The sequence below is a fragment of the Lactococcus protaetiae genome (genome assembly GCF_006965445.1).
GTDB classification, from domain to species: domain Bacteria; phylum Bacillota; class Bacilli; order Lactobacillales; family Streptococcaceae; genus Lactococcus; species Lactococcus protaetiae.
In genome coordinates this window covers 816,118-828,934 of sequence record NZ_CP041356.1, presented here as the reverse complement: position 1 = coordinate 828,934, position 12,817 = coordinate 816,118, and the positions used below count along the sequence as shown (strand labels likewise).

Annotated in this window: 8 protein-coding genes and 1 tRNA gene; 3 read left to right on the top strand and 6 right to left on the bottom strand. The window is 41.0% G+C overall.

The genetic code is table 11. The features are described 5' to 3' along the window. Positions 1 to 251: 251 nt before the first annotated feature. On the bottom strand, positions 252 to 1,088 hold the full coding sequence (locus FLP15_RS04240) for an energy-coupling factor ABC transporter ATP-binding protein (protein ID WP_142766129.1): 837 nt from the start codon (positions 1,086 to 1,088) through the stop codon (positions 252 to 254). Between the two features lie 147 nt (positions 1,089 to 1,235). Here FLP15_RS04240 and FLP15_RS04235 point away from each other — a divergent pair. Both FLP15_RS04235 and FLP15_RS04230 read left to right on the top strand, forming a co-directional pair. Then, positions 1,236 to 1,322 (top strand) — tRNA-Ser (locus FLP15_RS04235). Positions 1,323 to 1,369: 47 nt separating this feature from the next. Then, complete coding sequence (locus FLP15_RS04230; RefSeq protein ID WP_142766128.1) at positions 1,370 to 1,873, top strand: DUF2325 domain-containing protein; 504 nt, start codon at positions 1,370 to 1,372, stop codon at positions 1,871 to 1,873. 780 nt (positions 1,874 to 2,653) lie between these two features. Here the strand turns inward: FLP15_RS04230 and nrdG are convergent. From nrdG to FLP15_RS04205, 5 genes are all read right to left on the bottom strand, one after another. Continuing rightward, the gene (gene nrdG, locus FLP15_RS04225; RefSeq protein ID WP_142766127.1) at positions 2,654 to 3,253 is read right to left on the bottom strand and encodes an anaerobic ribonucleoside-triphosphate reductase activating protein; all 600 of its coding nucleotides are present in this window, start codon (positions 3,251 to 3,253) and stop codon (positions 2,654 to 2,656) included. Positions 3,254 to 3,559: 306 nt separating this feature from the next. Further along, on the bottom strand, positions 3,560 to 4,537 hold the full coding sequence (locus tag FLP15_RS04220) for a D-2-hydroxyacid dehydrogenase (RefSeq protein WP_142766126.1): 978 nt from the start codon (positions 4,535 to 4,537) through the stop codon (positions 3,560 to 3,562). 103 nt (positions 4,538 to 4,640) lie between these two features. Further along, positions 4,641 to 5,144 carry a hypothetical protein gene (locus FLP15_RS04215; protein WP_142766125.1) on the bottom strand — a complete coding sequence of 168 codons (504 nt, stop codon included), beginning with the start codon at positions 5,142 to 5,144 and terminating at the stop codon, positions 4,641 to 4,643. 56 nt (positions 5,145 to 5,200) lie between these two features. Continuing rightward, the gene (nrdD, locus tag FLP15_RS04210; RefSeq protein WP_142766124.1) at positions 5,201 to 7,444 is read right to left on the bottom strand and encodes an anaerobic ribonucleoside-triphosphate reductase; all 2,244 of its coding nucleotides are present in this window, start codon (positions 7,442 to 7,444) and stop codon (positions 5,201 to 5,203) included. Between the two features lie 249 nt (positions 7,445 to 7,693). Then, entirely contained in the window at positions 7,694 to 10,378 is a 2,685-nt protein-coding gene (locus FLP15_RS04205; RefSeq protein WP_425351490.1) for a cation-translocating P-type ATPase, read from the bottom strand. Positions 10,379 to 11,260: 882 nt separating this feature from the next. Here FLP15_RS04205 and FLP15_RS04200 point away from each other — a divergent pair. Further along, entirely contained in the window at positions 11,261 to 12,535 is a 1,275-nt protein-coding gene (locus FLP15_RS04200; protein ID WP_142766122.1) for a LysM peptidoglycan-binding domain-containing protein, read from the top strand. Positions 12,536 to 12,817: the final 282 nt, after the last annotated feature.

The window sequence follows — 12,817 nt, the reverse complement described above, 5'->3', positions numbered from 1 at the left end:
GTAAAATCAACACAGAGATCACTAATCTCCTGTGCTTATACTCGTTCGTCTAATATTTTTCTAAGAAGAATTATCAGATGAACTACAGCCTTGCGAAGATTAAGTTTTTTCATTTAACAGCTCTAAAAAGTGGCTCAAGAATAACATAAACTTTAATATTTAAGTAGAAGGCAAAGATAAAGCCATAGGATAGTACAAAAGTCGAAATTCATTAAAAACCGACTAATCTTCTTCAACAGTTTCACGAATTATCATTTTTGAAACTCCTTAGCTAAAAATTCAACCAATTCATCTTCTGATAAATACTTCTCTGGCAACTCAAAACCCTTCGTACGCAAATCTTTCATCAAATTTGATGAAAATGGGACATCAAGTCCTATCTCCACCATATCCTCACTTGTCGCAAAAAGCTCCGATGGTGCAGCTTCCTTGATAATCTCCCCCGCACGCATCACTAAAATACGGTCAGAACTTGCCGCTTCGTCAAGGTCATGCGTGATAGACAAAACTGTCAAGTGATATTTATCTTTGATTTCACGAATCACGCGCATAATCTCTGCCCGTCCTGTTGGGTCAAGCATTGAAGTGCTTTCATCAAGGATGATAATCTCTGGACGTAAGGCAATGATTCCAGCTACAGCCACACGCTGTTTTTGACCTCCAGAAAGACGTGCAGGCTCGCGCGTTTTGAAGTCTAACATGTTAACCGCAGCCAAAGCCTCATCTACACGACGCAACATTTCACTACGGATAATCCCTTGATTTTCCATACCAAAAGCCACATCGTCCTCAACCGTCGCTCCTACAAATTGGTTATCTGGATTTTGGAAAACCATTCCGATTTTTCTGCGCAGAGACCAGACATTTTCCTTCGTCAAAAGCTCGCCGTCAATCTTAACTGTTCCTTCAAATTCTTCAAAAAGACCATCAATTAAGCGCGCAGTTGTCGATTTCCCAGAGCCATTTTGTCCAATAATAGACAACCATTCTCCTCGCTCCACTGAAAATGACACACCATTAAGCTGATTCACATCGCTTTCTTTTTCATATTTAAAAACTAAATTTTCTACTTCGAGAATTTTATTCATAGCCCCTATTATATCAAATTTTGCTTTCTTTGCGTGACTTCCTTTTATATTTCGTACTATTTTTTGTCAAAAAATTCACTGACAAAATTCTGTCAGCGCTTTTCATTGGCAACTTTTCACGTAAATTTGATATAATAGAAAAGTCGTGGAGAGATGTCCGAGTGGTCGAAGGAGCACGCCTGGAAAGTGTGTAAACGTCAAAAGCGTTTCGGGGTTCGAATCCCCTTCTCTCCTTATTCGTACGAACCTATTGGTTCGTTTTTTGTTAGAAATGAGCGTTAATGAAAACATTATTAGTCATTGAGGAGGCAAAATACTGGGGAGATTTACAGACGCTTCTTTCAAAAGTAGGCGTCACTTTTCTAGGTTTTGACAAAAAAACACCAAATCGCTCAGAAATCAATCAACTTGTTGCAAAGGCTGACTTTGTCATCATGCGCAATCGCAACGTTGCACATCATTCTGTCCGATTTGCCAAAGAAGCTTGCAAAATGACTGGCACACCTTTTTGGATTAGCAGTAACTTTGGCATTGAGACCATTATCAACAAGCTCAACGAAACATTTCCATCAGAAAATTTTATGTTACCAAAATCCCCAAATAAGTCACTTAAAAAATATCCAAAAACTCAGAATGAACCTCAAAAAATTCTTCAAGAAACTATTAAACGTCAAGTACTACAGCCCTATCTAAAAACAAAAAAGAAAAATTTACCACTAAAAAAAGTATTAGCACAAGTCAAAATTGATGATGATGACATTGATTTTGGTAAACTATTCAAATAAAGTCAAGACTTATTCAGTGGGAGTTTCGTAGAACATTTGTCCATTTTCTCTAGTCGCTATCTTCGCTGCGCTACGCTGTCCGTTTGCTTAGCTGCTAAAGCAGCAAGAGCAAAAGGCGATTCGACTGATAAAAGGGCAATTCCCCACTGAATTTAAGGTACAACCTCACATCAAAGATATGAGGTCACACCTCCGCTTCGCTTCGTTACCCATTCGCTCTATCTCCGCTTTGCTACGTTGTCTACACCGCAGGTATCCATGCTCGCTAAGTGGATAAAGCCACAAGTCGAGACGCAAAGCACTAACTCCCTAGGGTAGTCGGACGAAATTCAAGGTTTGTCATTCCGACTAGGTGCTTTGCCTTTTGCTCTTACTGTTTTAGTAGCTAGTTTCGCATGACCCGTTTGCTTAGCCGCTAAAGCAGCAAGAGCAAAAGGCATTGGTTGTAAGGCACTAAAGTGCCGATGAACATTTGTCCTCTATCTCTGGGTCACTAAAGACAAGAATGGAGGCAACGCCAAATAGCAATCAAACGGACAGCGCAGCCCGAAGGGCGAAGATAGCACGCACTTCCTCTGATAAAATTTCTATCAGTATGCTGACAGTTTCATTCGAACAAAATAAGCATAAAATCAACGACTAAAACCTCTGTCAGCATACTGACAGAGGTTATTTTTTCTATTTAGTCTTGCGACAATTGGGAAAAATAATACTTCTCTCATTCACAACTTTCAAGGTTGCACAGAGGAACTTCTAAGAGTATTTTGGAAATTAAAAGTATTAGATTAATTTTTCTTTGTGTATTTGTTCAAATGCTTGATCACCATCGTTGAGTTTATCCCAAATCATGACTTTGTCGTTACTTCTCGATTTCTTCACATCAATAATACGTTGATTAGATGACCCTCGAAATTGTAACATCAAGTTTTTCTTTGACAACTCGAAACGCCCGTCAACTAAAATATCTAGCAACTCTAACATTTCAAGTTTATCCCCCGTTTCTACCATCAGCTCTTCCCAAGTATATCCTGTCCAAGACCAAATATCTTTTTCAGGTAACTCCTGCCGAATTCGCCTAAGTAAAGGGATCAAAAAAGTCGTATTGAGAAATGGCTCGCCACCAAGCAAGGTCAATCCCTGCACATAGGGTTGCGCCAAATCTGCCATGATTCGTTCTTCAAGTGCTTTTGTATAAGGCGTCCCGTAACGAAAGGACCAAGTCGCTTGGTTATAACATCCTTCACAATGAAACAGACAACCGCTCACATAAAGTGAGCAACGTACGCCCTCGCCGTCCACAAAATTGAACGGTTTATAATCAGCAACATAATTTTGAGATAAATCTGCTGCCTTCCACTCCTTTGGTTTAGGATTATTCATGAGATTTCCTCTCCATTTTATCAAAGTAAGTGCGTGCTATCTCCGCCTTGCGGCTACGCTGTCGATGCTCGCTACGATGCTAAAGCATCTAGTCGCAATCGCAATATCCCTACCTCTTAGGTAGGGGATAAAGCAACACTATCTTCGCTGCGCTACGCTGTCCATCCTCGCTACGGTGCTGAAGCACCTAGTCGGAATGGCAAGCCTTGAATTTCGTCCGACTAAATTCAGTGCGAGTTAAAACTCACACTGAATAAGTCTTGACTTCATTCTGTACAAAAGGCAGATTTTATCTGCCAATTCATTTCATCTTTTCTTATATCCCGTCTCCATATCAACCAGATTGCGTAAGGGTTTACCCTCTATATAATTCTGCAAATTCGTCTGCAAAATCTGGGCAAAACGGTGTCTGCTCTCAGGAATAGTATAACCGCCTGATGCGTGCGGTGTGATCAGCAAATTTGACGTATGCCAAGCACGATGACCTTTTGGCAATGGTTCTGGGTCAGTAACATCAAGACCTGCAGCGCCTAATTTGTGACTAGATAACGCATCACACAGCGCCTCCAAATCCACATTTGTCCCACGTCCAACATTGAGAAAAATCGCTGTCGGCTTCATCAGGGCAAATTTCTCTGCGCCAAAAAGTTTGTAAGTTTCTTTTGTTCCAGGGACGCTCGTTGCAATCAAGTCCACTCTTGGCAAGATTTTATCCAGCTCATGATCAGGATAAACCTCATCAACAAACTGCTCATCGCCATAAACCGTCCGCTTGACCGCAATCACGTGCGCACCCATACTATGTACAATACGCGCAAAATGCCCACCAATATCGCCCAAACCATGTACCAAAATCGTTGAACCATAAATCGACTGCAAATCACCAGCGTTTTGCCAGATTTCCTGCTTCTGCTGGTTCGCATAAACATTGAAGCGGCGCATCAAAACAAGCGCCATTGTCAGTAGGTGCTCAGAAATCGTCACACCGTAAGTGCCAGAAGCATTGGTAAGCGCCACACCTTCAGGAAAATCCGCACCCTCAGTATAACCGTTAGTGCCTGCCGAGAAGAGCTGAAGCCATTTTAACTTCTTGAACTTCGGCAAAAGTTGTGGTGACGGGATGGCAATCAGCACTTCTGTTTCTGCAAAATCATCAGTCGTCAAGTCTGCCTCAGCTTTGAATTTCACATCGTAGTTTGGTTGACTGGCAAATAGAATTTCAAGTTCCGCGGCGAAGGTCGGAGTTAGCCATGTGTTGGTCAGTATTAGGGTTTTTATGGGCATATTTTGTAATCTCTCTTCTTCGTTTGTAAAATCATCTCATTATAAAAGTAATTAGTCAATTACTAAATCTATTTTGAAAATTTAGTTTAATTTATTTAGATTTCTATTTACCTTTTTTCGCCTTATCCCATTCAATTTTGAGATAAATACTAATATATTCCATAAGTTCATCAAGTTCTACATAGTATTGACTAAAATCCCCTGTTGCTGCTAAGATATCGTTCTCATTTAGTCTACTTTTCACTTCTTGTAATCCGTCAATTACGTTAATAAGATATTTATTTTTGCTTTTGTTATTCTTACTATTTTTTAAAATTACTGCCTTATTCGATTCGCCTGAAATGTTGTCGTCATTATCTGCAAAATACAATTTCAATAATCTCAAATCAGTTTGATATTTTGTATAAGCAATCGCTCTCCCACTTTTTTGTAAATATGCAGAACGTAACTCTCTGTATGATTTATAAACTGTTGCAGTCTGCTTCCTAACTTCTTGAATCCACTCAATCCTAGCCTTAGCTCTAAGATTTGCATCTATATTCCGCTTAATACCCCAGACACTTAGACAGGCAGAGAACAAACTGATTATTGCTGCGATACTCCCCATTGAAAATTTCCAGTGTTATCCCAAAATATGTTTACCGCATATAAGTAGTTCATTTTTTATTTCTCCACAAAATACTTACTCTTCGCTTCATCAACCACTTCTGAATCAATCAGATTTCCGTCGTTCAATACACCTATAGAGCCGTTCATATGCTTCACGCGCGCAGAGATTTCTTTGTGGCGACCGTGTACCATTGGGCGTGCTTGGGGATTACCGAGATAGCCACAAGTTCGTTTGACAACGTCACAGGTTTTAGGGTCGTCATTGCCACATTGTGGACATTTGAAACCACGTTCGGTTGGCGCAAAATCGCCTTCAAAGCCACATTCGTAGCAGTGGTCGATAGGGGCATTTGTTCCAAGATAGCCTATACGGTCGTAAGCGAAATCCCAGACAGCTTCAAGCGCTTTAGGATTTTGTTGAATCATCGGATATTCGCAATAGTGGATAAAGCCGCCGTTGGCATAGACGGGATAGTCTTTTTCAAATTCTAATTTTTCAAATGGTGTGGGGTTTTTCCTGATATCGTAGTGAAAAGAGTTGGTATAGTAGTCTTTGTCCGTGATGTCAGGGACACTGCCAAATTTTTCCTTGTCCATACGACAAAAACGGTCAGTTAAGCTCTCAGATGGTGTGCTATAAACTGAGTAATGGTAACCAGATGCCTTAGACCAAGCTTCGCAGTCTTCGTGCATGCGTTTGACAATCTCAATCGTGAAAGCTTTGGCTTCTGGATTAGACTCCCAAGTCGGACCATAGAAAGTGGTCGCCACTTCGTAAAGTCCAATATAGCCAAGGCTGACGGTCGCGCGTTCATTATTGTAGAGTTCATCGACAGAGCCATCCGCTTCAAGTCTTCCAAGGGCTCCATTCATGAAAAGAATAGGCGCATTTTTGGGTTGGGCTTCTTTGGCGCGTTCTACACGAAAAGCAAGGGCATCATGCGCAATTTCAATGCGTTCGTTAAAGATTTCCCAGAATTTTGCTTTATCGCCTGCAGCTTCGAGTGCAATACGAGGCAGATTGACCGTAACCACACCGAGATTGTTACGACCTGCCGTGACATCATTGCCCTCAGCATCTTTCCAACCTTGAAGAAATGACCGGCAACCCATGCTGGCTTTAAATGAGCCTGTCAACTCAACAATCTTGTCATAGCTCAAAATATCTGGGTACATCCGTTTGGTTGAGCATTCGAGAGCAAGTTGTTTGATGTCATAATTGGGCGTGCCAACTTCCAGATTGAGTCCACGTTTGAGTGTGAAAATCAGCTTAGGGAAAATCGCCGTGCGGTGTTCGGATCCAAGTCCGCCAATTCGGACTTTAAGGATTGCTTTTTGGATTTCGCGTGCGTACCAATCCGTACCCAGTCCAAAACCAACTGTGACAAATGGCGTTTGACCATTGCTGGTAAAGAGTGTATTAATTTCATATTCCAAAGATTGCATGGCATCGTAGATGTCTTTTTGTGTCTTTTCTTTGGCGTAGGCTTCTCGTTTTTCAGGATTTTCAATCCATTTTTCAGCATCTTTCAGGTGCTTCGCATAATTGAGTTTGGCATAAGGCGCAAGGACTTCGTCTGCACGGTCAAATGAGCAACCGCCATACTGAGAGCTTGCGACATTGGCAATGATTTGGCTGGCCTGAGCTGTTGCCGTTTGGATTGATTTTGGCGAATCAACTTGAGCGTTCCCTAGCTTAAAGCCATTTTCAAACATATTTTTGAAGTCAATCAAGCAACAGTTTGACATGGTAGTAAAAGGTGAATAATCAAGGTCATGATAGTGAATATCGCCTTTTTGGTGCGCATTTGCGACGTGTGGTGGCAATAATTTCAGACCAATCGCCTTTGAAACGGCCCCTGCGGTCAAGTCACGTTGCGTGTTAAAAACGTTGCTGTCTTTATTGGCATTTTCATTGACAACCGTCGCATCGCGCTGGATGAGTTTTTCGATAGTGAAGTTGATGTCAGTTGCTTTGGTACGTGCCAAATCACGATTAGCACGATAACTAATGTATTCTTCAGCAAGTTCTATGTTGCCTGATTCAATTAATTCTTGCTCAACAATGCTCTGAATCTCATAAATTTTTACATCTTCATGAAAACGACTAAAAATCTCGCTGACCACTCTGTCAGTGATTTCTGTCAGTTCTGACAGGTCAACCGTTCCAACTTTTTCAGCTGCTTTTGTTAGCGCATCAAAAATCTTTTGGCTGTCAAATTTGACAGAACGTCCATCACGTTTAACAACATTGATTACATCAATTTCGGCATCAGGGCTTACTACTCCAACTTTCATCTACCTATCCTCTTTAAATCTAATTTTCTTTACTCTCTATTCTATCAAATTATCTCGCAAGGCACAACATCTAGTGGTATATTATGTAAATCCATACTATATCTTGTGTCGTTGTGTTTTCAGGTAATTATTAAAAATTTCTGTGTAAATGTATCTGTTTTGTTCAAAAAATGTCATATTTTGAATTCAAAAAATCTTGTCAGTATACTGACAAGATTTTATTTTTTCATCACCGTTTGATAATGATGTTTATGCTTTTTTCATCATCAATCTTTGAACGAATTTGACAATTTCAACAATGATAATGACAGCAAAACTCATGCCCAGTACCATTCCCCATTGGTATAAATCCAAGTGACTGACGTGGAAAATCCCATTAAGACCTGGAACGAGGATAACACAAGCAAGTAGAGCAAAGCTGACAAGGATGGACCAATTAAATGTCTTTGATTTGAATGCGCCAACTTTAAAGATGGACTGATGAATCGACTTGACATTAAAAGCATGGAAAAGTTGAATCAAGCCTAGTGTCGCAAAGGCCATTGTCAATGCATCTTGATGCATCATGGTATGATTGCCTGCGTGTTCAGGAAAAGCAAGCGCAAGTCCATAAACTCCGAGTGTCAACGCTGCTTGCAAAAGTCCTTGATAAATCGTCGCAGATAGCACACCACCACTAAAGAATGATGCTTTTTTACCACGTGGTTTTTGTTGCATACTGCCTGGTTCATTTGGCTCTACACCTAGCGCAATTGCTGGGAAAGTATCTGTCACAAGGTTAATCCAAAGGAGATGTACAGGAAGCAGCACATCCCAACCAAACATAGTGGCAAGAAAAATAGTCAGCACCTCCGCTGTGTTAGCAGAAAGGAGATATTGAATTGTTTTTTGGATATTGGCAAAGACTTTCCGTCCTTCTTCGACAGCAACGATAATTGTAGCAAAATTATCATCGGCAAGCACCATGTCCGAAGCACCCTTGCTCACTTCCGTACCAGTAATCCCCATACCAATACCAATGTCCGCCGTTTTAAGCGCTGGTGCATCATTGACACCATCGCCAGTCATAGCGACGACTTTACCTTCGTTTTGCCAAGCTTTGACAATGCGAACTTTGTGCTCTGGACTAACTCGCGCATAAACACTATATTGTTTAACCACTTTTTGAAAAGTCTTATCGTCCATGTCATTAAGCTCCGCACCTGTCAGTACATGGTCTGTTGTGTCAGTAGCATTAATGATACCCAGACGCTTCGCAATAGCTTCAGCAGTGTCTTGATGATCACCTGTAATCATAATCGGACGAATGCCAGCCTCGACGGCGATGCGCACAGCCTCAGCGGCTTCGGCACGCTCTGGATCAATCATCCCAACAAGTCCAGCGAAAATCAGGTCATTCTCCAAATCCTCACTTGTCAGAACTGATGGAACTTTGTCAATGTATTTAAATGCCATCATCAGCACACGCAAGGCTTCATGAGCCATTTCATGATTGACCGTCAATATTTCTTTTCTGTCAGTTGCTGACAAAGGACTGACTTCATCTTTGACCAGTTTTTTATTTGCACGTTTGAGGAGTTGGTCAGGCGCCCCTTTGACTGCTACCAAATATTTTCCGTCAGCAAGCTGATGAATGGTGGACATTAGCTTTCTGTCACTATCAAAAGGCAGCTCTGCCACCCGCGGATATTCTGTCAGTTCCGTGCGAACGTCAAAATCTTTCGTTCGCCCAAACTTGACTAATGCCGTTTCCGTAGGGTCACCAATCAAACTTCCGTCAGCCGAAATCTTCGTGTCATTGGCGAAATTCATCACGCGCAAAGTCATGTCATCTACTGATAGCTTTTCGTCAGCATTAATAAGCACGCCGTCAGTAAAAATTTTCTCCACGGTCATCTGATTCATTGTCAGAGTTCCCGTCTTATCTGAGGCAATGATTTCAGTTGAACCCAACGTTTCCACAGCAGGCAACTTTCTGACAATTGCATTTTTCTTTGCCAACACTTGCGTTCCTAGTGCCAAAACAATCGTGACAATCGCAGGTAACCCCTCTGGAATCGCTGCTACAGCAAGCGCCACAGAGGTCATCAAACCTTGCACAATTTCGCCACCACGCAGCAGATGTACCAGAAAAGTCACTGCTGCAATCGCTAAAATTGCCCATGTCAGCACTTTTGAGAGCTTGTTTAAGTTGCGTTTCAACGGCGTTTCAGTTTCATCAGCAGATTCAATCATACTTGCGATTTTACCAACCTCAGTAAACATCGCTGTATTCGTCACAAGTCCACTCCCTCGACCATAAGTAACATTAGCATTTTGATAAGCCATATTCAGCCGATCACCAATACCACTGTCAGCACTGACAGAATGTCTGGCATCTTTCTCAACAGGAACAGACTCCCCTGTCAGTGCCGCTTCTTCAATTTTCAGACTTGCCGACTCCAAAAGTCGCATATCCGCGGGCACAACATCGCCAGCTTCCAAAAGTACAACATCTCCTGGCACCAACTCTTTACTATCAACCTCTTTTATATGTCCATCTCGCTTAACTCTTGCCATTGGCGAGCTCATATCTTTGAGCGCTTCAATCGCAGCCTCAGCTTTTCCCTCCTGATAGACTCCAAAAATCGCATTAATAATGACGACCGCCATAATGATAATCGCATCAGATAAATCATGTCCACCACTCGTGATGACAGACAAAATCGCCGCAATAATCAAAATGATAATCATCAAATCCTTAAACTGTTCAGCAAATTTGACCAGTAAAGATTTCTTTTTACTCACATTTAACTCATTTTCACCATATTGGTTGAGACGTTTTTTCGCCTCTTGCTCTGTGAGACCTTTGTCAGTTGCTGACAGCTCATCAAAGACCTCTGTCAGTGGCAAATGGTGAAAAAGAGCCTGCGATTGTACTTTTTTCTCTTGAATTTCAGCCAAAATTCTTCCTCCAAAAAATTAAGAAACAGGTGCAAGATAACAAAATAGACCTGTAGCAATCTGCCACAAGTCTTGCAAATTTACCCAGTCAGAATCAAAAAATAGCACAAGCATTTTTGATAACAAGACATGAGCGATTGATAAGACCGGAAATTTCTTTCGGTTCTGTCGATCTTACCAGAGCGTGGAATATAAATACTTGCTCCTGCTACTCCCTTGAGTTCCTCTTAATTATAACAAGATGTGAGGCTGTTTGTCCAGAACCCATGAAAATTAGGAAAAGACGGAGATGAGCTTTGCTCATTGGAGACTTTTATCTATTTTCCTGAGTTCTAAGCAGCCGCACTCAATTATAACAAGATGTGAGCACGATTTGCAAGAAATGATGAAAAATAGAAAATCTCGGAGAGAAACGAAGTTTCTTGGAGAGATTTATCTTTTTTCACTCATTTCTAATCGTACGAACTCAATTATAACAAGATGTGAGCAATACTGTCAAGAAGCGGAGAGAAATGCCACTTGGCTTATGTACTGAAAGCACGTAGATAGAAAAATGCGGTTTTGCTCACAGAGCATAGGTGCCACCATCCAGTCTCATAACTTCTGGTATTGCGCACTCGATTATAACAGAATCTCAGATGAAATCAAATGATACATTCAGAAAAAGGCTTTCACAAAAGGCCACACAAATGACATATTTTATTCTAATGTTTTTATAATATTGTTATTGTTTTACACCTTAATCATGTTAGAATAGTATCAGAAATGCTTTCGCATAAAATTCATTAAAAGAAAAAATACTTGCATGGGTTGAACACTATCAGCTCATGACTTGCCTATGTAAAATCAACTCTTAATCGAAAGGACTCATCTATGCCCGCTTCACGTATAAAAGTTAAAAATCGTCATCTTAAAAAGAAACCCAAAAAACCGATTATTCTCTATAAACCTGCTTCAAAAATAGCAGGAGCTGTCATTATTGCTGGTACTTTGACGACTACTCAGGACATTTTAATCCAACATTCTGAGTCTGTCGTCCAAGCCGCAACAACTTCAAAAGAAGCATTTATTGAAAACATTGCATCATCCGCCAAACCAATTGCAGATGCAAATGGACTTTATCCATCCGTCATGATTGCTCAAGCCATCTTAGAGAGTAACTGGGGAACAAGTCAACTCGCTAATAGCCCTTACTACAATCTCTTTGGCATCCAAGGAAGCTATCAAGGCAAAAGCGTCGTCTTTAAAACACAAGAATATCTTAATGGAAAATGGGTAACCAAAGATATGCCTTTCCGAGTTTACCCCTCATTCAACGAAAGTTTCCAAGATAATGCCTATGTGCTAAAAACAACAAACTTTGGTAGCGGACCTTATTACATCAAGGCATGGCGCGCTAACGCTTCAACCTATCAACAAGCCACTGCCGCCTTAACAGGAAAATATGCCACTGACCCTAGTTATGGTGCTTCCCTAAATAACATCATCGCTCAATATAACCTCACTCGCTTTGACGGTGGAGGAACTTCCAATGGTTCTAACACTACTGGAAATACCACTACACCTACCACAAATACACCTACACAAACCTACACCGTAAAAGCTGGAGACACACTTTGGGGAATTTCACAAAGATATGGCATCAGTGTCACACAAATCCAAAGTCTAAACAAGCTCAAGAGTGATGTTATCTACATTGGACAAAAACTTGTCCTAAGTGGAAATAGTTCAAATAATAACACTAGCTCAAAGCCAAGTACCACTACACCCACAACACCAGTAACTCCAGCTAAACCAAACGGCACAAACACGACAATCAAAGTTAAATCTGGAGATACACTTTGGGCATTGGCAAATCGTTACAAAACAAGTGTAGCACAACTTAAAACTTGGAATCGTCTATCATCTGACACCATCTATATTGGTCAAAACTTAATTGTTGGTAGCAGCTCTACAAGCACAACACCTGTCAACAATAAACCTGCACAAAACACTCCCACAAATCAATCTTCAATTCACAAAGTAGTCAAAGGGGACACCCTTTGGGCACTCTCTCAAAAATCAGGAAGTCCAATTGCTTCAATCAAGGCTTGGAATCATTTATCTTCTGACACTATACTGATTGGTCAATATTTACGAATCAAATGAAGTCAAGACTTATTCAATGAGAGTTTCATAAAACATTTGTCCATTTTCTCTAGTCGCTATCTTCGCTGCGCTACGCTGTTCGTTTGCTTAGCAGGCAAAGCGACTGACAAAAGGGCAACTTACCACTGAATTTAGGGTACAACCTCACATCTTCGATATGAGGTCACCCTGTCCCAGAAGCCTAAGTGCTAGAGCACTAACGCCCTAGGGCAGTCGGACGAAATTCAAGGCAAGCACTCGCTTTGATAAAACTGCGATATATCGCAGTTTTTTTTCGTCAGC

What these genes read in the sequence shown, in the direction of transcription:
- nrdD (WP_142766124.1), bottom strand. Translation starts at nt 7,444, where the DNA reads ATGAAAGTTGGAGTAGTAAGCCCTGATGCCGAAATTGATGTAATCAAT.
- nrdG (WP_142766127.1), bottom strand. Translation starts at nt 3,253, where the DNA reads ATGAATAATCCTAAACCAAAGGAGTGGAAGGCAGCAGATTTATCTCAA.
- FLP15_RS04215 (WP_142766125.1), bottom strand. Translation starts at nt 5,144, where the DNA reads ATGGGGAGTATCGCAGCAATAATCAGTTTGTTCTCTGCCTGTCTAAGT.
- FLP15_RS04220 (WP_142766126.1), bottom strand. Translation starts at nt 4,537, where the DNA reads ATGCCCATAAAAACCCTAATACTGACCAACACATGGCTAACTCCGACC.
- FLP15_RS04240 (WP_142766129.1), bottom strand. Translation starts at nt 1,088, where the DNA reads ATGAATAAAATTCTCGAAGTAGAAAATTTAGTTTTTAAATATGAAAAA.
- FLP15_RS04230 (WP_142766128.1), top strand. Translation starts at nt 1,370, where the DNA reads ATGAAAACATTATTAGTCATTGAGGAGGCAAAATACTGGGGAGATTTA.
- FLP15_RS04200 (WP_142766122.1), top strand. Translation starts at nt 11,261, where the DNA reads ATGCCCGCTTCACGTATAAAAGTTAAAAATCGTCATCTTAAAAAGAAA.